The organism is Agrobacterium sp. ST15.13.015 (genome assembly GCF_027871645.1).
Taxonomy (GTDB): Bacteria; Pseudomonadota; Alphaproteobacteria; order Rhizobiales; family Rhizobiaceae; genus Agrobacterium; species Agrobacterium leguminum.
Genome location: NZ_JAQAHF010000008.1, coordinates 216879 through 237037, shown reverse-complemented (window position 1 = coordinate 237037; position 20159 = coordinate 216879). Strand labels below are relative to the sequence as shown.

The window sequence follows — 20159 nt, the reverse complement described above, 5'->3', positions numbered from 1 at the left end:
ACTGAAACAAGATTATTTCCGTGGGGCGGTCCGTGATCGCCCCTTTTAAAATGGCTGAGCCTTGCAAGCGAAATGGGGACGTCCAAATCATTCCATCCGCTGGACAAATTGCACATGCTGGACATCTACTACGCTGATTTCGACACCACCGTCATACACTCGGACCCCGGCTGCCTGGAATTCGCCGGCTCCATCGATCTTGATACGCACCGTTCGCTTCCAGCCCTGTTCGACAAGGCCCGGCGGGCAGGCGTCGATGGAAGGCGGCGTGGATATCCTGTCGCCTCTTTTGCTTGTGTTGCTGGTGCTTCTTGCCTTGCCGGCGCTGTCGTGGGTCTTTTACGGGCTGATGGTCCTGCGAGCCTATGCGGCAGTAGCGCCTCCACCGGTTTCGGATGGAATATTGCTGGAGGCCGACAAGGTTCCCGCCCTTGCCGACGAGCTCGAACCGGTCTGCAGCGTGGCGAATTGTCAGCACTTGCCTATCCCGGGTAACACTTCATTTAGTGATTTTGTGAAATCTAAAATACGCAGGTTCCAAGGTTTCATCGGCGGAGCCGGTAGAACAAGCGGACCCATGACGACCCGCCCAGCGGCGGCTCGAAAAAGGCATCCGCTTGTCGCCCTATGAGGAGGGGCAACAGCTACCCGCGATGTTTCATTATTATTCCCCGGCCTCCCGAGAGGGCGGCTGGAGGAGTGCTTGCCTTGAGGCCATTCATGTCTTTCCTGAACAATACCAAGATAAAAACGAAGGTCGTTTTTGTCATCTCGTTGATGAGCCTGATGTCGCTTTCCGGAATAAGCTACGTCAGCCTGCAATATAAAGGCACCGACAGCGTCTATAGCGATTTCATCGGCCATGAGGCCCTTGCTGCGGTTCTGAACGCCAGAACCAGCGGGAACCTCAATGCACTTGGCATGCAGATGCTTCGCGCCAGCCTTAACGACCCGGCCAGCGCTGATTTCGAAGCTGCCGTCAAAACCTTCCGAGCCGACCGTAAGCAGCTCGAGGAACGCCAGAACAAGATCATGGAACTGGTGCCGGCGCGCACGGATGCCGCCCGCGATATCCTCAAGGGTGTTGTCGAAGTCGAGGAGACCGGCAATCAGGTCATCGCCCTCATGCAGGCAGGGCAACGCGCCGAAGCGCAGCAGATGGCGCTCAACGTGCTTCGAAAAATTGCCGAAGTCTCGCCAAAGATCAGCGCCGGCAATGAGCAGCTCATCCAGGTGATGAATGAGGGGAGAGAACGCCTTACAGCCAGCACCAATACGACGATCTGGACGGGCCTGATTACGCTCGCGCTCGTTTCGCTGGCCGTGATCGCACTTGGCTTGCTCATTTCCTCCCGGGGCATCACCACCCCGATTGCGCGGCTTCGCGCGCGTATGGAATCGCTGGCGGCCGGTGATACGGCAAGCGAAATTTCCGGAATGGATCGCAGGGATGAAGTCGGCCAGATGGCCGCTGCGGTTCAGGCGTTTCGCGAAAGCGCAATCGAACGCCTCCGGCTTGAGAATGAAACGGAGGCCAACCGGTCGACTTCTGAAAAGGACCGGATCGAGCGCGAGAAACAGAAGGCCAGGGAAGCTGCCGACGTGCAGTTTGCCGTCGACAATCTTGCCACGGCCCTTTCGAAGATCGCCCAGGGCGACGTTACTTACCGGATCGTTCAGCCGTTCGTCTCCGGTCTTGACGGTATCCGCGGCGATTTCAACCGGGCTGCGGAACAGTTGCAGTCGACCTTGAGCCAGGTGGCGCAGAACGCGCGCGGCATCGACGCCGGCGCCAACGAGATAAGGTCTGCGGCGGACGACCTGGCGAGGCGCACGGAGCAGCAGGCTGCCGCCGTTGAAGAGACCGCGGCTGCGCTGGAAGAGATCACCACGACGGTGAAGGACGCCACGAAACGGGCGCAGGAAGCGCGTCACCTCGTCGGCCGTGCAAAAGTCGGCGCTGAAAAATCCGGAGAGGTGGTGCAGCAGGCCGTCGCTGCAATGGAGCAGATCGCGACATCCGCCAATGAGATTTCCAACATCATCGGCGTGATCGACGAGATCGCGTTCCAGACAAACCTTCTGGCGCTGAATGCCGGCGTGGAAGCTGCCCGTGCGGGTGAGGCGGGCAAGGGCTTTGCCGTTGTCGCGCAGGAAGTTCGCGAACTGGCGCAACGCTCTGCCGGTGCGGCCAAGGAGATCAAGAACCTGATCACGACTTCCAACGGTCAGGTTCAGCAGGGCGTGCAGCTGGTTGGTGAAACCGGCAAGGCGCTGGAACTGATCGTGACGGAGGTGCAGGAAATCAACCGGCACGTTGCCGCCATCGCGGAATCAGCACAGGAGCAATCCTCCGGCCTTCAGCAGATCAATACGGCCGTGAACCAGATGGATCAGGACACCCAGAAGAACGCCGCCATGGTGGAAGAAAGCACCGCCGCCAGCCACGGGCTTGCACGCGAGGCCTCTTCGCTGAACGGGCTGATCGCGCAGTTCAAACTGTCCGAAGGCGGTTATGGCGAGGCCTCCGCGCCCGTGCGCACGGCATCGGTCGCTGACAGGCCCGCAGCCTCTCCCGCGCGTGCGCTTGGCGGCAGGATAAGGGCCGCGTTTTCAGGCAATGCCGCGTTGAATACTGCCCCCGACAACTGGGAAGAGTTTTGATCCTTGCCCTGCCTTAATGTCGCCTTCAATTGAGGCGCTGAGAGCATCGCTCTAAATATCGGCACCGGGGATCGGAGATCCCCGGTGTCCTGCTTTTGGGAAATATCCGCCCGTTGATGGCATGAGCGGCTTTCCGCTCCGGCGCTTGCAGCGACCGCCTTGCCCTGTGTGAACCAGTCGTGCTTCGGCCCAAATACGCGAAAGCATTTCTCAAAATATGCGGCTTTTGGAATGAGCGCCTTTGATAGCCTATTAAAAACATAGAAAATACACACAAAAGAAGGGCGAACGGATATGAAGATCCTTGGCATTTCCGGTAGTGTGAAGCGGCCGTCCCGCACGGCGCATGTCGTTGAACGAATTGTTGCCGCGATCGGGCGGACGGCGAAGGTTGAAACCGATCTCATCGATCTTGCCGATGCCGCCCCGGTTCTATTTCGGGCATTGCGCGCAGATGAGCTCGACGAGGCCGGGCGCGCGATTGTTGATGCCGTGGAGGCTGCCGATGTGCTCGTCGTCGGTTCGCCGGTCTATCGCGCGTCCTATACGGGCGCGCTCAAGCATTTATTCGATATCGTCGATTTCCGTGCCCTGCAGGGTCGACGCGTGATCCTTGCCGCGACCGGCGGCTCGCCGCTGCATGGCCTGATGCTGGAACACCAGTTCCGTCCGCTGTTCGGCTTCTTCGGCGCTGTTACCGTGCCGACCACGGTTTATGCCGTCGAGGCGGATTTTACCGGATACACGCTTTCAAACCCGGCTGTGGAAGCGCGCATTGAGCGCGCCGTCGCCGATCTGTTCGAGCTTTTACCCGCCAAAGCGCTTGGCGGCGGCGATCACCATCCGACCCTTTCCGTCGTTTCATGCGAAGCGGCTGCCAACTGAGATTGCAAGAGAGGAATTTATCATGACCGCACGCACAGCCGAGCCCGTTAAATTCGCTTATTGGGTGCCGAATGTTTCCGGTGGCCTCGTCATCTCGAATATCGAGCAACGCACCAGCTGGACCATCGACTATAACCGCAAGCTCGCGCAGATCGCGGAAGCGAGCGGTTTTGACTATGCGCTGAGCCAGATTCGGTTCACGGCCGGTTACGGCGCCGAGTTCCAGCATGAATCCGTATCTTTCAGCCATTCCCTGCTGGAGTCGACAAAGACCCTGAAGGTCATTGCCGCCATTCTGCCGGGGCCGTGGAACCCGGCGCTCGCTGCAAAACAGATCGCCACGATTAACCACCTCACCAATGGCCGCGTTGCGGTCAACATTGTCAGCGGCTGGTTTCGCGGCGAGTTCCATGCCATCGGCGAACCGTGGCTCGACCACGACGAGCGCTATCGCCGCTCGGAGGAGTTCATCCGTGCATTGCGCGGCATCTGGACGGAAGACAGCTTCACCTTCCGCGGCGATTTCTATCGCTTCAACAATTATTCCCTGAAGCCGAAACCGATCGATCCGCAGCCTGAAATCTTTCAGGGCGGTTCTTCGCGCGCAGCCCGCGATATGGCGGCCCGCGTTTCCGACTGGTATTTCACCAACGGTAATACCCCGGAAGAGATTGCAAGGCAGGTCGATGACATCCGTGCCAAGGCGGCTGAGAACAATCATTCGGTCAAGGTCGGCGTGAATGCCTTCGCCATCGTGCGTGAGACGGAGGAAGAGGCAAAGGCCGTGCTTGCCGAAATCATCGAGAAGGCCAATCCGGAAGCGGTCAACGCTTTTGGCCATGAGGTGAAGAATGCCGGTAAGGCCTCCCCGGAAGGAGAGGGCAACTGGGCGAAATCCAGCTTCGAGGATCTCGTTCAGTACAATGACGGTTTCCGCTCTAACCTCATCGGCACCCCCCAACAGGTGGCGGAGCGCATCGTGCGCCTGAAGCGCGCCGGCGCCGACCTCATCCTGCTCGGTTTCCTGCATTTCCAGGAGGAGGTCGAGTATTTCGGCAAGCACGTCATTCCGCTGGTGCGTGCACTCGAAGAGGTCGAGGAAAGCGCGGCGATTGCAGCCGAATAACGCAGGCAGAAAAGGTGGAGCGGTGGCCTTCGCCGCTGATCCGCCGAAAGTGCCGCAGCCGGACCGGATGGGATGCATGCGTTCGAACCTGCGCGGCCTGACACGCATCGCTGTGAATTTTTCATCCCGGCTGCTAAAATTGGACGTTATTCGGGGCGTGCCGTCGAGGTCGCGTGAGTTGAAATGTCAGTGAGCCGGAAGAATGCCATTGTCGCCATCATAGGCGGTGGATTTAGCGGGGCAGCGATTGCCCTCCATCTCCATCGAGCCGCTGGGGCGTTCGAAAATGTGCGGATCGTGGTGTTCGAACCGAGAGCGGCATTGGGCGCGGGGCTTGCCTATTCCACGCCGGAGCCGGCCAACCGGATCAACGTACCGGCCGGGCGCATGACGCTTTATCCTGATGATCCGGATAATTTCCTCCATTATCTCGACAGGTCGAACGCGCTTGCGGGCGATGCAGCAGCGGTTTTGCCCGATGGGCAGGCCTATCCGCAACGCAGGGTCTTCGGCGCCTATGTCGCGGCCGAGATCGCGCCCCTGCTGGATGCGGGCATCGTTGAGCACGGGCGCAGCACGGTGGAACATGTGGCCCGTCATGATGACGGCTGGCAGCTGCAAACCGCAGAGGGCGAGAGCCACTTCGCGGACATCGTGGTGGTTGCCACAAGCCATCCGCCGCCAGCGCTTCCGCAGGTGTTGAAACCGCTTGCCGGCCATCCGAAACTGGTGGCGGACTTGAATGCGGAGGCTGCGCTGGAAAATATCGCCGCGGGTGACCGCATTCTGATCGTCGGCAATGGCTTGACCGCGGCTGATGCCTTTGCCGCGCTCCACCGGCGCGGCCATCATGCGCGCGTCGTTTCGCTGTCGCGCCGCGGCTTGCGGTCGCGTGGCCATCCGGCCTTGCCGCAGGAACCCTACGGCGATTTTGTCGATCCGCCGTCCAAAAGCGCGTCGGAACTGCTACGGCGGATTAGAGAGGCTGTGAGAGTGTCGCAAGCGGGCGGTGCGAGCTGGCATGGCGTTCTGGACGCCGTTCGCCTGCAGGGACGCGACATATGGCGGAACCTTCCGCTGATCGAAAAGCGCAGGGTGGTGCGGTGGCTGCGGCCCTTCTGGGACGCGCACCGGTTCAGGATCGCGCCGCAGGTGGAGAAACTTCTGGATGCGGCCATAATTTCGGGCCAGCTACAGATCGTCGCCGGGTCGCTTGTGTCCGCAAAGGCTGGCGAAGACGGTTCGTTGCATGTCGATCTGCGGTTTCGCGGTAAAAGGGAAATCGCGCGGCTCGACGTCGATGCGATTGTCGTGACAACCGGTCCCGCCCATGGTGGAATTCTGAAATCGCAGGCTTTTCTTTCCGGTCTGGAGCAGGCGGGTCTTCTGACCTTTTGCCCGACGGGGCTGGGCATCCGCTGCGACGAGCGATCCCGCGCCATCGACAGCCGCGGCCAGGCCATTGAAACGCTGCTGATCGGCGGTCCGCTGGCGCGCGGAACCTTCGGTGAACTGATGGGCCTGCCCCAGGTTACCGAGCACGCGATCTTCGTTGCCGGAGAGATCGCACGGAACCTTGCGCCAGCGGCGAGCAGCCCGGCGCCGGTCTGATCGCAACCTGACGCGGGGTTGGTGAGCCGGCGAGATGGCGGCTGCCATCAGGCGATGGCAGTTATCCCGGCCCGGTTATTTCCCTGTTCGCAGGCTAAAATCAGACGTCCAGATAAGACAAAATGGTTGCAGCGACGTCAGACGTCTCCTGCGTTTCACTCGAAGCCGCCACTGATGTGCTGGTCGCGCTGCCCTGGGTCGAAGTCGTCTCGTTGGTGGTTGAGATCAGGGAGGCGATATCCTGGACAGAGCTGTTGGTGGTCTTGGCGCTGTTCAAGGCCGTAACCTGCGCCGATGTCATGGCGGCGACCTGGCCTGGTGTGAAGGCTGCCGCCTGGGATGCCGTCAGGGCAGCGAGCGTACCGGTGCCCAATCCCGAGATCGCGCTCGAACTCAGGCTGATGATCTGCTCGGTGGAAAATGCCGTCAGGTCGTCGCCGCCAAGCGCGGCTGCCTGCAGCGCGTTGAGGACGCTGACCTGTGACAGTGACAGCGCTCCGATTTGCGCAGACCCCATCGCCGCGACCTGACCGTAGCTCAGCGCAGCCACCTGGCCCGTCGTCAAAGCGGCGATCTCCTGAGAAGACAGGGAGGCCACGACGGTGGCGGACAGTCCCTTTATCGCCGTCGAACTGATGGCGGCAAGTTCGCCGGTCGAGAATGTATCCAGATCGTCCGCCGTCAATCCCGCAAGTCCGGCCGAACTCAATGCGGCGATCTGGCTGGTGGAGAGCGCTTCGATCTGGTCCTTGCCGAGGGCATTGATCTGATCGCTGGTCAATCCGGCGACGCCAGCCGTGCTCAGGGCCGCAACCTCGGCGGTGGAAAGAGCGGCGATAAAGTCCGTGGACAGTCCCTTTATCGCGCTTGAGCCGATAGCCGCGAGTTCCTCCGCCGAGAAGGTTTCCAGCATCTCCGCGGACATGCCATTGAGCGCATCCGAATTCAGCGATGCTATCTGCCGGGTGGATAATGTCTGGACCTGTTCAATGCTCAACGCGCCGGTCTGTGCGCTGCCAAGGCCCGCAATCGCCTTGGCGTCCAGAGCCGCTATCTGGCTGACGGAAAGGGAAGCGATGTCGGCCGTATTCAGGGCCGCAACCTGTTTGGAGGTGAGGGCGCCGATCTGGGCATTGGTCAGCGCGCTTACCTGACCGGTGCCGAGAGCCGCGATCTGATCCGTGGTCAGGCCCGGTATTGCCGCCGCGCCGAGTGCGGCGATCTGAGCGGTCGTCAACGAGGCGATCGTGGCTGTCGACAGGCCCGCGACCGCATTCGAGCTGATGGCGGCCAGCTCGGCGGCAGTGAATGTATCGAGATCGCCGGCGCTGAGGGCCGCGATCTGTTTCGAACTGAGAGTGCCGATCTGACCACTGGTCAGGGCCTCGACCTGAAGGGTGTCGAGCGCCGTGATCTGATCGGTGGTCAGGCCCGCCGTGCCCGCAGTGCTGAGGGCGGCTATCTGGGCTGCCGAGAGCGAGGCGATACTGGCCACGCTCAGAGCCGCAACCTGCCTGGAGGTGAGGGCGGCGATCTGGGCGCTGGTGAGGGCATCCACCTGACCGGTGCCGAGGGCCGCGATCTGGGCGGTGGTCAGGCCGGGTACTGCCGCCGCGCCGAGGGCTGCGATCTGCGCCGTCGTCAGCGAAGCGATTGCCGCTGTCGACAGGCCCGAGATCGCACTCGAGCTGATGACAGCCAGTTCGGCGGCGGTGAATGTATCAAGGCCACCGGCGCTGAGGGCCGCAATCTGTTTTGCGCTGAGGACGCCGATCTGAGCACTGGTGAGGGCCTCGACCTGAGCGGTGTTGAGAGCGGCGATCTGATCGGTGGTCAGGCCCGCTACGCCCGCCGTGCTGAGAGCGGCTATCTGGGTTGCCGAAAGCGAGGCGATGCTGGCCACGCTGAGGGCGGCAACCTGTCTGGAGGTGAGGGCGCCGACCTGGATACTGATCAGGGCGTCGACTTGATCGCTCGTCAGGACGGCGACCTGCCCGGTGTTCAACCCTCCAACGCCAGCCGCACTCAAGGCTGCGATCTGGGCCGTGGTCAGCGACGCTATGGTCTCCGTTGACAAGCCCGGGATGGCATTTGAACTGATCGCGGCAATGTCCTTGGTCGAGAACGTTGCCATGTCGTCGGTACCAAAGACCGCAATCTGTTTCGAGCTGAGAGCACCGACCTGTGTATCGGTCAAAGCCTCGACCTGCGCGGTATCGAGGGCCGCGATCTGGTCAGTGCTCAGGCCCGTTATGCCCGCCGTGCTGAGGGAGGCTATCTGGGCTGCTGAAAGCGAGGCGATGTCAGCCACGCTCAAGGCCGCAACCTGTTTGGAGGTGAGTGCCGCGATTTGGGTACTGGTCAGGGCGTCCACCTGATCGCCAGTAAGCGCTGCGACCTGTCCGGTGCTCAGCCCGCCAATGCCAGCCGTACTCAGCGCTGCGATCTGCGCTGTCGTCAGCGACGCTATGGTTTGGGTGGACAGGCCCGGGATTGCATTCGAACTAAGGGCGGCAATGTCCTTGGTCGAGAACGTCGCCATATCCTCCGCGCTCAGGGCAGCTATCTGCGTCGAGCTGAGAGCGCTTACCTGAGCGCTGGTCAAGGCCTCGACCTGCGCGGTGCTGAGGGCGGCGATCTGCGCGGTGTTCAACGCACCGATGCTTTGCACGTTCAGGGCGGCAATCTGGGCTGTCGTCAGGGAGGCGATGGTCTCTGCCGACAATCCGGAGATCGCACTGGAACTGATCGCGGCGATATCCTTGGTCGAGAATGTCGCAATGTTATCCGCGCTTAAGGCGGCGATCTGTTTCGAGCTGAGAGCGCCGACCTGGGCGGTGGTCAAGGCCTCGACCTGGGCGATACTCAAGGCGGCGATCTGCGCGGTGCTCAACGCACCGATGCTTTGTACATTCAAGGCGGCAATCTGGGCTGTCGTCAGGGAAGCAAGGGTTTCTGCCGACAGTCCTGCGATTGCGCTGGACGTGATCGCGGCGATGTCCTTGGTCGTGAATTTCGCCAGATCGTCCGTCCCCAGCTGGGAAATCTGTGTGGAGCCGAGATTGAGGATCTGCGCGCTCGTCAAGGCTTCGGCCTGGCTGGTGGTGAGGGTCGCCAGCTGTTGCGCGTTTAGTCCCGTAATGCCCGCAGCGCTCAGGGAGGCGATCTGGGCCGTTGAAAGAGCGGCGATGTCGTCTGTGCCGAGGGTGGCAATTTGTGCCGCGCTCAACCGCGCCATCTGCTTGGTCGACAGCCTGGAAACCTGATCGGTGCTGAGGGCGGCGATCTGGCCGGTCGAAAGTCCGAGGATGCCGGAGGTGCTCATTGCCGCAAGCTGGGCCACGGAAAGCGATGCTATATTGTCCGTGCTCAAGGCCGCAATCTGCCCCGAGCCGAAAGCCGCGATCTGGGCTGTGGTCAGGGCCGCGAACTGATCGATGCTGAGGGCCGCAACCTGATCGCTGGTCAGACCCTTGATGCCCGATGTGCTCAACACGGCGGTTTGGCTGGTGGACAGGGCGGCCACATCGTTGCCTAGGGCGGCGACCTGAACCGAACTCAACGCCTTGATCTGCGCGGTGGATAGAAGGCTGACCTGATTGCCGCTCAGGGCTTCGATCTGATCGGAGGTGAGGCCGGTGATGGCGCTGGTGGTGAGGGCGCCGATCTGAGCCGTGGTGAAGGCCGCGATAACATCGGTGTTCAAGCCCGACATGGCTTTATTCGTGATCGCTGCGATATCGGCGGTCGAGAATGTCGCCAGATCCTCGATGCTCAGGGCTGCAAGCTGCGCTGAACTCAGGGACTTCACCTGCGTCGGAGACAGCGCCTCAACCTGCTCGGTGCTCAGAACTTCGATCTGATCGGCCGTCAGGCCGGCAATGGCGCTGGTGGTCAGGGCGGCGATCTGGGCGGTGGACAGCGCCGCGATTGCGTCCGCGCTCAGGCCGGACATGGCTTTGCCGGTGATTGCCGCGATATCGGCGGTCGAGAATGTTGCTATGTCCTCCGCGCTCAGGGCCGCAAGCTGGATCGAGCTCAGCAACTTCACCTGTGCCGAGGAAAGGGCCTCGACCTGCTGGGTGCTGAAGGCTTCGATCTGGTCGGCTATCAGGTTGGCGACCACGCCGGTGCTGAGGGCGGCAATCTGAGCGGTTGACAGGGCCTCGATCTGAGCCGCGCTTAAGGCCTGGAACTGCGCTATACCGAGGGCGTTCATCTGGGCCGTCGTCAATGCGGCGATCTGCTCTTTGGTCAGCGTGCTGATCGTCTCCGTGCCCAGACGGGGCATGGCTTTGCCGGTGATCTCCGCTATATCGGCGGTAGAGAATGTCGCGATGTCTTCCGCGCTCAGCGCCACGAATTGCGCCGCGCTCAGCGACCTCACCTGTTCCGGCGACAGGGCTTCGACCTGGCTGGTGCTTAAGGCGGCGATGTGCGTCGTCTTGAGTGCGGCAATCTGGGCCGTCGTCAATGCGGCGATCTGGGCGGTGCTCAGGGTTTCGATCTGGTCGATCGTCAGGCCGGCAATCGTGCTTGCGCTGAGGGCGGCGATCCGATCCGGGCTAAACGCTGCGATTGCCTCGGTGCTGAGGCCCGGCATGGCCTTGACGGTGATCGCGGCGATGTCGGCGGTCGAGAATGTCGCTATGTCGTCTGTGCCGAGGGCAGCGAGTTGCATCGAGCTCAGCACTTTGACCTGCGCCGGCGACAGGGCTTCGGCCTGTTCCGGGCTCAGGACCGCGATCTGGTCGGTCGTCAGGCTCGCAACGGCGCTCGTGCTCAGGGCCGCGATCTGCTCGGGGGTAAGCCCTGCGATCACCTCCGTGCTCAGGCCCGGCATGGCTTTGCTCGTGAGCGCTGCGATATCGGCGGTTGAGAACGTCGCTATATCTTCAGCGCTCAGGGCGGCAATTTGCGTCGCATTGAGGGCGCGCACCTGAGATGAGGTCAAAGCCTCCGCCTGTTCCGTCGTCAGGGCATGGAGCTGGGTGGTGGTGAGCGCAGAAATCTGGCTCGAATTCAGGCTTTTGATGGCGTATTGATCGAGAATGTTGAGCTGATCCAGTGTCAGGCCAGCGATGGCGCCCTGCGAAATGGCGCTCAACTGTTGTGAGTTGAGGACTTTCACATCCTCCACATCCAGTGCCGCGATCTGATCCGAGGAGAGCGCCTTGATCTGCGTTGTAGAGAGCGACGCGACGTCCTCGGTTGCCCAGGCCGCGACCGCCTCTGTCGAGAGATATCTGATCTGATTGACGTTCAGGGAAGAAATGATCGACGTCATGTCTGAAAAATCCTAAAGTCCAGGCCCAACAGGTGGATTTTCCGCCCGAGCCCACCAGAGGGGCATCGGTTACGCAGGTCCACCATTTTTCAGATGTTGAGTACGCAATCGGGCTTGCCTGAACCTTAAGTTGCTACGCTTCAGCCGCCGTCACCTCAAAGGGGTGAATGCAGAAATGCCGGCATGGGAGCGCCCTCCGCTCGCCGGGCGAGATAGAGCCGGGCGGTGTCGAGCGCCTCTCGAATGGTCGCATCCATGTCGAGATAACGGTAGGTCCCGAGCCGCCCGACAAAGGTTACCGACGCTTCCCGCTCGGCGCGCGCCACATATTCGGCGAGCTGTTCTTTGTCCTCGACCAGCCGGATGGGATAATAGGGAATGTCCTGCGGGCCGCATTCATGGGAGAATTCCCTGTAGCAGACGGAGCCGGCATGATCTTCCCACGGAGAAAAGTGCTTGTGTTCGGTGATGCGGGTAAAGGGCACCGAAACGTCGCCATAATTCATCACCGCACAGCCCTGATAATCGCCGTCATAGGTGAAACGTTCGAAATTGAGCGTCCGGTACGCCAGACGGCCGAATTCGAAGTCGAAATAGCCGTCGAGCGGACCGGAATAGAAGACGTGTGCGGAGGCCGGCGCTTCGGCGCGCTGGAAATGGGTGCCAAGTTTGACGCTGATATTCGGATGATCGAGGATGCGTTCGATCATGTCCGTATAGCCGGTTTCCGGCATGCCCTGATATTTGTGGAAGAAGTAGTTGTCGTCATAGTTGAAGCGCACGGGCAGGCGTTTCAGGATCGAGGCCGGCAGTTCCGTCGGCGAGCAACCCCATTGTTTCTCGGTGTATCCCTTGAAGAAGGCTTCATAGAGATCGCGGCCGACGAAGCGCAGCGCCTGCTCCTCGAAGGTCTGTGGATCGGTAATCGACTTGTCGGCCTTTTCCTCGATAAAGGCTCTGGCTTCATCGGGCCGGAAATTCTTGCCGAAGAACTGGTTGATCGTGTGCAGATTGACCGGCAGCGAATAGACGCGCTCACCGCTCGTCGTTTTGACCCGGTTCTTGTAAGGCATGAATGTCTGAAAGCCGTTCACATAGTCCCAGACTTCCTTGTCGTCGGTGTGGAAAATATGCGGACCGTAAACATGCACCATAACTCCGGTCTCACCGTCGCGTTCGGTGTGGCAATTGCCGGCAATGTGATCGCGGGCATCGACGATATCGACCCTGTGGCCTGCCAGTGCCAGCTCCCGGCCAATGACCGCGCCGGAAAGCCCGGCGCCCACAATGACAATTCTTTCGTCCGCGAACATTGCTAAGTCAGTCCTGTTCATCCATCGCCTTGCGGGCGGTCAATATTTGTCGGGAGGCGCCGCACGGCGCTTGTCCTTGCCGGTGTCGTTCGATCCCCGCTCAATTGTCCGGTTTCTGCCAGAGGCGGCGGTCATAGGGGATCGGCGCATAATCGTGCCATTGCCTCAGCTTCTTCAGGTAGCGCTCGCGGTAACTCTGTTCGTCCTCGAACTCGATGTTTTCCTGCAGCGCTTCTGCACCTGCTTCGTAATAAATATCGAGATTGCTGAGGTCGGGCACCGGGGTCTCGCCACGCTCGCATTCACCCTGCATTTGCCAGAAGAGTTCTTCGAGACGCCGCGCCAGGGCGGGAATATCGCGCAGCACGCTGGTGTCGCGCTGCCGGGCGATCGATTCCCTGACCTCCAGAAGGCTTTTGCGGTCGCGTTCGAAACCGATGGCGCGGGCGACATAATCTTCCGGTGAGGAGCAGATCATCTCCGGCACGCCCGCCGCGGTGACGATGCTGCCGCAGAAGCGTGCGGCAAAGGTCTTGCCCGACATGGTGAGAACCGGCAGGCCTGAGGTTATCGCATCCGACGCCGTGGAATGCGCGCCATAGGGGAACGTGTCGAGGAACAGATCGGCAAGACCGATGCGCGCAATATGCTGCGGGTTTTGGGCCTTCGGTGCGAAGATGAGCCTGTCGGACGCGACGCCGCTCTTTTCCGCAAGGTCTCGCAGCCGTTGATTGACGTCGTCATCACCCGCCAGCAGCCACAACAGGCTGCCGGGCGTCTCAGACAGGATCGTCATCCAGCGGGCGAAGCAGTTTTCCGTGATCTTCTGCATGCCGTTGAAGCTGGCATAAACGAATGCATCCTCCGGCAATCCGACCTCTGCCCGGGTCGGCCGGGGGGCGATGGACCGCTTCCGGTCGAGGGGCTGGTCGCAGGCGATGCGGAGCACCTTTTCGGAATAATAGATCTCGTTCTCCGGCGGGATCATGTAGCCGTCGGAGATCAGATATTGATGGAACGGGCTTCCCATCGATCCGGGATAGCCGCAGAAGCTGACGATGACAGGCGCGGGACGATAGGCGAAGATTTTCGTACGGGCATCCTTGGTGTAGCCATTCACGTCGATCAATATATCGATCTCGTCGGCAATGATCTGAGATGCCGCGGTGGCATCATCCATGCCGTGAATATCACGCCAGCAATGAACCGCGGCCTTGATGCGTGCCTGCGTGCTGTCAGTGCCGCGGACATTGCCGCAATAATAGGCGAAGACCTCGATGCTATCTTTGTCATGAAGTTCCAGAACTTCGCAGAGGGCAAAGCCGACGGCATGATCGCGAAGATCCGACGAGAGGTAGCCGACGCGCAGACGCTGGCCGGTGCCGGATTTCTGCTTGGGTGATCTGCGCGGGAACCGGCTGAGGTCCGGACGCGCACCGACCAGCATCTTGCTGAGGCGATATGCCTTGGCGAGCTGGAACATCGGGTCGTCGGCGTAACAGCTCAGCGTCAGCGACGACATCGCATCGAGCATCTTGCGCACGGGAATATGGCTCGAAGGGGCAAGTATGGGCCATTTGCACTGGCGCTGCCGCAACGATGCCCAGTGCTGGCCGGCCTCCGGCAGTTCCGGCCGCAGTTCGAATGCCTGTAGCAAGGCGGTCTCGGCCTCTTCGAGCTTTCCGGCGCCTTCTAGAACCCTGCCCATATTCTGCAGGGTCATATGCCGATGGCCGATTGTCTCGGCGTCGACGCTTTTCGTCGCTTCGGCATAATGCGACCATTGCTCCACCGCGTGGCCGATCAGCCCGGCATCTTCAAGCGCGCGGCCGAGATTGATGTGGCCGGGCGCGAATTCCGGGTTGGCCTTCAGGCAGGCGCGAAACGCCTGTACAGCGCCGGCCCGATCGCCCAGCTGGTTGAGCATGACGGCATAGTTGAAATAGGCGAGATGGATCGTCGGGTTGTTGTCGTTGAATGCGACCCAGGTCTTGTAAAGTTCCGCCGCCGCCGCCTGTTGCCCGGCGGCATTGAGCGCCTCTGATATGCTCAGCAGATCCATGAGGCTCAGCCGCTGGTTCCGCGCAAGATCGAGTGCACTCGGAGCGGTGTCGTCATTTGATGGGGAGACTTGGTTGGCGGTCATGACATCCTGCGGCAAGGCGACAAAGGGTCGAAGATAAGAACAGCCTGTTGATGGGCCATCCTTAGCTATCGCAGGTAACTTGCCTGTGGCTGGATGTATTAAGGTCCGGGTTGCTTGCGCTGATCAGCCGCGGGCTTTGAGGAGCGAAATGTCCTTCCAGTCGAACGGTCGCCTGGGAGGCAACGGATCAGTCAGGCCAAGGGACCAATTGCTGATATTTTCTCCGGGCGAGAATGCCTCAGCCCATTGTTCTGTCGCGCGACGAAAGCATTGTTTCGATAAACGATGCAGACGAATTTTTCAGAAATCTTTCGAAGTATTCTGCGACGAAAAGGCCACGACGCGGCTTCGGGCCGCGTCGTGGATTGTCTTGTTTCTTAAATTTTATACACCCTTGTAAGCCTTGATGACCGCTTCAACCTGTGCGTCGTTCATGACTTTCAGCTGCTGGGCCGAAAGAGCTCCAGCCTGGGCGGTGCTGAGGCCGCCGATAGCCGCGGTGGAAAGACCGGCGACAGCATTGGCGCTGATAGCCTTGATCTCGTCTGTCGAGAACAGCGCCAGCTCGGTGCTGTTGAGCGTAGCGACCTGAGCAGAATTCAGACCAGACACCTGTTCGGAGGTCAGTGCCGCGATGTGATCGGTCGAGAGGGCTGCGAACTGCGTCGAGGACAGTGCTGCGGCCTGAGCCTTGCTGAGTGCGGCGATATTGCCGGTGCTAAGCTTGGTGGCGTCGAGACCGCCGAGAGCCTTGGCGGTGATCGACTTGACTTCGTCCGCCGTGAAAGTGGCAAGGTTCGCGGAGTTGAAGGCGTTGAGCTGCGTCGAAGACAGGCCCGCAATCTGGGTCTTGGTCAGTGCTGCGGCGTTGTCGGTGGTAAGCGACGTAATAGCCGCAGTCGTCAGACCGGAGACGGCAGTGGCGGCGATGGCCTTGATCTCATCGGTGGAGAAGAGGGCCAGTTCGTCGCTGCTGAGCGTCGCGACCTGAGCGGAGCTGAGACCGGACACCTGATCGGAGGTCAGCGCCTTGATCTGGTCGGTTGACATGGCGGCAAACTGTGCCGTGGAGAGGGCCGAAACCTGTGCCTTGCTGAGTGCGGCGATATTGCCGGTGCTGAGCTTGGAGACATCAAGGCCAGCGAGCGCCTTGGTAGTGATTGCCTTGACTTCGTCTGCCGCGAAGGTGGCGAGGCTACCCGAGGTCAGCGCGTTGAGCTGCGTGGACGAGAGGCCCGCAATCTGGGTCTTCGTCAGTGCCGCAGCATTATCGGTGCTGAGGGCGGCCAGGGCTGCGGTAGAAAGACCGGCAACGGCGTTGGCGGCGATAGCCTTGATCTCATCCGTGGAGAAGAGAGCCAGCTCGTCGCTGCTGAGCGTGCCGACCTGAGCGGAGCTCAGACCAGAGACCTGCTCGGAGGTCAGCGCCTTGATCTGATCAGTCGACATGGCGGCGAACTGCGTCGAGGAAAGCGACGTTACCTGAGCCTTGGTCAGTGCGGCGATGTTGCCGGTGCTGAGCTTGGTCACATCGAGACCGGAGAGCGCCTTGGTGGTGATCGCCTTGATCTCGTCTGCCGTAAAGGTGGCAAGGTTTGCGGAGGTCAGTGCGTTGAGCTGCGTGGACGAAAGGCCGGCAATCTGGGTCTTCGTCAGGGCAGATGCGTTGTCGGTCGTAAGGGCAGCGAGGGCTGCGGACGAAAGGCCGGCAACGGCGTTGGCGCCGATGGCCTTGATCTCATCGGTGGAGAAGAGGGCCAGTTCGTCGCTGCTGAGCGTCGCGACCTGAGCGGAGCTGAGACCGGACACCTGATCGGAGGTCAGCGCCTTGATCTGGTCGGTCGACATGGCGGTAAACTGTGCCGTTGAGAGGGCCGAAACCTGTGCCTTGCTGAGTGCGGCGATATTGCCGGTGCTGAGCTTGGAGACATCAAGGCCAGCGAGCGCCTTGGTTGTGATTGCCTTGACTTCGTCCGCCGTGAAGGTGGCGAGGTTAGCCGAGGTCAGGGCGTTGAGCTGCGTGGACGAGAGGCCGGCGATCTGCGTCTTCGTCAGGGCCGTGGCATTGTCGGTCGTAAGGGCAGCCAGAGCCGCCGTGGAAAGGCCAGCGACCGCATTGGCGCTCAAGGCGCCGATCTCTGCCGTGGAGAAGAGGGCCAGTTCGTCGCTGCTCAGTGTGCCGACCTGGGCGGAGCTCAGACCAGAGACCTGCTCGGAGGTCAGCGCCTTGATCTGATCAGTCGACATGGCGGCGAACTGCGTCGAGGAAAGCGACGTTACCTGAGCCTTGGTCAGCGCGGCGATGTTGTCGGTGCTGAGCTTGGTCACATCGAGACCGGAGAGCGCCTTGGTGGTGATCGCCTTGATCTCGTCTGCCGTAAAGGTGGCAAGGTTTGCGGAGGTCAATGCGTTGAGCTGCGTGGACGAAAGGCCGGCAATCTGGGTCTTCGTCAGGGCAGATGCATTGTCGGTCGTAAGGGCAGCGAGGGCTGCGGACGAAAGGCCGGCAACGGCGTTGGCGGCGATCGCCTTGATCTCGTCTGTCGAGAAGAGAGCCAGTTCGTCGCTGCTGAGCGTCGCGACCTGAGCAGAGCTGAGGCCAGAAACCTGCTCGGATGTCAGCGCCTTGATCTGATCAGTCGACATGGCCGCAAACTGCGCCGTAGAGAGCGCCGAAACCTGCGCCTTGCTGAGTGCTGCGATATTGCCGGTGCTGAGCTTGGTCACATCGAGACCAGCAAGGATCTTGGTGCTGATCGCCTTGACTTCGTCTGCCGAGAAGGTTGCAAGGCTGCCGGAGCTGAGCGCATTGAACTGCGTGGAAGACAAGGCGGCGATCTGCGTCTTTGTCAGCGCGGCTGCATTGTCGGTGCTGAGAGCGGCGATGGCTGCTGTGGAAAGACCAGCGATGGCAGTGGCGCTGATCGCCTTGATCTCGTCGGTAGAGAAGAGGGCCAGTTCGTCGCTGCTCAGTGTTGCAACCTGAGCGGAGCTGAGGCCTGCGACCTGAGACGAGTTGAGTGCCTTGATCTGGTCGGTCGAAAGGGCGTCAATCTGGCTGGCATAAAGGGCGGTAACCTGAGAGGACGACAGGCTGCTGACCTGAGCGGAGCTCAGTTTCGCCATCTGGGTGAGGGTCAGACCCTTGACTGCCGTCACGGAAATGGCGCGCAGGTCCTCAGAGCTGAAAAGAGCAAGGTTATCCGTGCTCAAAGACGCGATCTGAGATGACGAAAGAGCCTTGATTTTGGTGCTATCAAGAGCATTCACGTCTTCCGACGTCAGGCTGGCAATGGTGGACGTCGAAAGCTTGGAAATCTGCACAGCAGACAATGAGGAGAGGATCGAAGTCATGAACGTGTCCTTTACCGAATGGCGGATGGTCACGCCTATCTGCTGCCAGACACTGCCTATGATGACAGCGGTCCGACATCCGCAAATAAAGCGAAATTGTGGAGAACATGGCTCATGTGAACCTGCGCTGGAAACGCTTCATGCAATTCGAGCCGGAGATAGGGGCCCGGATTTTCCACGCTAGCTTGTGCGAATGCCGCTCAATAATTTCTGCCGCTTAAGATTTTCGCGACGAGCGTGTCATATCAGGCCAACATTTAAAGCCTAGTTAATATTTGGAGGCGTCGCATTTTATTCTTGATGTTTTCGTATCTTAGAGTCTTGTAGAGTATAAAATCACGAAGCCAACTATCGTTTCGATCAGCTTCCACTGCGGGCAATCAGACGTGATGGCTCACGGATAAGTAGTATCCGTTTGGAGGGGCGAACGCGCAAGGGTTTGACCGTTATTTTCATCTAAAACTGTCCCGCGATTCTTGCCGGGCGCTGACCCACCTATGTAACGGCTGCCAGAATCGGACAATGCTTTGCTTTGTCACCGTTATTTCGGGTGCCGTGTAGTTGGTTTTTTTAAAGCGGAAGCTGTTCTTTCCGGTTTCCGGGCCACGGCAATGCTTTAGACGGGCGGGCACGGGATCGTGCGATGATTCGGCGATATCCCGATGGGGAAAACTGGTGTCCAAGGCGCAATGACCCGCCACCAATGACGGGCTGATTTGGCGACCAGCTGCCCTTGGCAAGACTTCAATCCCCGGTATCAGGCATGATGGCGCAGGGCATCGATGATTACCTTCATTGCCGGAGACATCTGGCGCCTGCTGGCGTAATAGAGGTGATAGCCGGTGAAGGGTGCGCTCCAATTGTCCAGAACCGCCTGCAATCTCCCTTCGGCGATGTGCTCCTCGACAAGGTCTTCGGGAATATATGCGATCCCGTAGCCTTTCATCGCCGCGTCGATCTGGGAAATCGATGAGTTGAAGCTGAGTTGCCCCTCAACTCTGACCCGCAATTCTCGCCCGTCCTTTTCAAACTCCCAGGTGTAAAATCCACCCCAGGTGGCCTGACGTGTATTGATGCAGACATGGCCGACCAGATCCTGGGGCGTGGCAGGGATGCCGTGTCTGGCGAAGTAGTCCGGCGAAGCCACGGCCCGGAGCCGCCAGTCCGGACCGATCCTGACGGCAATCATGTCCCTGTCGACGCTCTCGCCCAGTCGCACGCCGGCATCGAAGCGTTCCTCGACAATATTGCGCATGCCATTGTCGCTATAGAGTTCGACATGGATGTCAGGATAGTTGGTGAGTACGCGGCTCAGCTTCGGCCAGACGGTCGTTTGCAGGGCGTGATCGGACAAGGTGAGGCGCACGGTGCCTGAGGGTTTTTCACGAAAGGCGACGAGGTCCGCCAAATCCGCCTCGATCCCCTGAAATCGCGGAGCGATGGACAAAAACAGGCGCTCGCCGGCTTCCGTGGTGGCAACGCTGCGTGTCGTCCGTGTCAGGAGCCGCACGCCCAGCCGGGCTTCCAGCTGCTTGATTGTGTAGCTCAATGTCGACTGCGATGTTCCAAGCGTCGCCGCAGCCTTTGTGAAGCTCCGCTCCTTAGCAACCTCCATGAACCAGAGAAGATCCTTCATGTCCTCTCGCTGCATCAAACCTCGCCAATTAATATTGAATTTCGATAAGTCCATGCGAATTAGCACGGATTGTCCGCAAAGTCGCCCGGCAATATCTTGCCGCCATTGAAAGAAACCGGGATTTTAGTGGGATCTGG

The 20159-nt window shown here is 60.3% G+C and carries 10 protein-coding genes; 5 read left to right on the top strand and 5 right to left on the bottom strand.

Going from position 1 to position 20159, the window contains the following annotated elements; all coding sequences use genetic code 11:
- Window positions 1-256 precede the first annotated feature (256 nt).
- The 5 genes from PIB16_RS14825 (at window position 257) to PIB16_RS14805 (ending at window position 6286) form a co-directional block, all read left to right on the top strand.
- Window positions 257-631 (top strand): hypothetical protein, encoded by a 375-nt coding sequence (locus PIB16_RS14825; RefSeq protein ID WP_065657465.1) that lies wholly within the window; start codon window positions 257-259, stop codon window positions 629-631.
- 89 nt (window positions 632-720) lie between these two features.
- Window positions 721-2664, top strand: a complete 1944-nt coding sequence (locus PIB16_RS14820; protein ID WP_271045788.1) for a methyl-accepting chemotaxis protein — start codon at window positions 721-723, stop codon at window positions 2662-2664.
- A 294-nt stretch (window positions 2665-2958) separates the two neighbouring features.
- Window positions 2959-3549, top strand: coding sequence for an FMN reductase (gene msuE, locus PIB16_RS14815; RefSeq protein WP_065657463.1), 591 nt, complete (start codon window positions 2959-2961; stop codon window positions 3547-3549).
- A 22-nt stretch (window positions 3550-3571) separates the two neighbouring features.
- Entirely contained in the window at window positions 3572-4675 is a 1104-nt protein-coding gene (gene sfnG / locus PIB16_RS14810; RefSeq protein ID WP_065657462.1) for a dimethylsulfone monooxygenase SfnG, read from the top strand.
- A gap of 183 nt (window positions 4676-4858) precedes the next feature.
- The gene (locus PIB16_RS14805) at window positions 4859-6286 is read left to right on the top strand and encodes an FAD/NAD(P)-binding protein (protein WP_065657461.1); all 1428 of its coding nucleotides are present in this window, start codon (window positions 4859-4861) and stop codon (window positions 6284-6286) included.
- A gap of 100 nt (window positions 6287-6386) precedes the next feature.
- On the opposite strand, the gene PIB16_RS14800 is transcribed toward PIB16_RS14805, so the two are convergent.
- From PIB16_RS14800 to PIB16_RS14780, 5 genes are all read right to left on the bottom strand, one after another.
- Window positions 6387-11573 carry a beta strand repeat-containing protein gene (locus PIB16_RS14800; RefSeq protein WP_271045787.1) on the bottom strand — a complete coding sequence of 1729 codons (5187 nt, stop codon included), beginning with the start codon at window positions 11571-11573 and terminating at the stop codon, window positions 6387-6389.
- 155 nt (window positions 11574-11728) lie between these two features.
- Window positions 11729-12886: a UDP-galactopyranose mutase gene (glf, locus tag PIB16_RS14795; protein WP_065657459.1), complete on the bottom strand. Its 1158-nt coding sequence runs from the start codon at window positions 12884-12886 to the stop codon at window positions 11729-11731.
- Window positions 12887-12986: 100 nt separating this feature from the next.
- Window positions 12987-15032, bottom strand: coding sequence for an O-linked N-acetylglucosamine transferase, SPINDLY family protein (locus PIB16_RS14790; protein WP_081308043.1), 2046 nt, complete (start codon window positions 15030-15032; stop codon window positions 12987-12989).
- Window positions 15033-15416: 384 nt separating this feature from the next.
- Entirely contained in the window at window positions 15417-18386 is a 2970-nt protein-coding gene (locus PIB16_RS14785) for a beta strand repeat-containing protein (protein WP_271045786.1), read from the bottom strand.
- 757 nt (window positions 18387-19143) lie between these two features.
- The gene (locus tag PIB16_RS14780) at window positions 19144-20037 is read right to left on the bottom strand and encodes a LysR family transcriptional regulator (protein WP_065657458.1); all 894 of its coding nucleotides are present in this window, start codon (window positions 20035-20037) and stop codon (window positions 19144-19146) included.
- Window positions 20038-20159 lie beyond the last annotated feature (122 nt).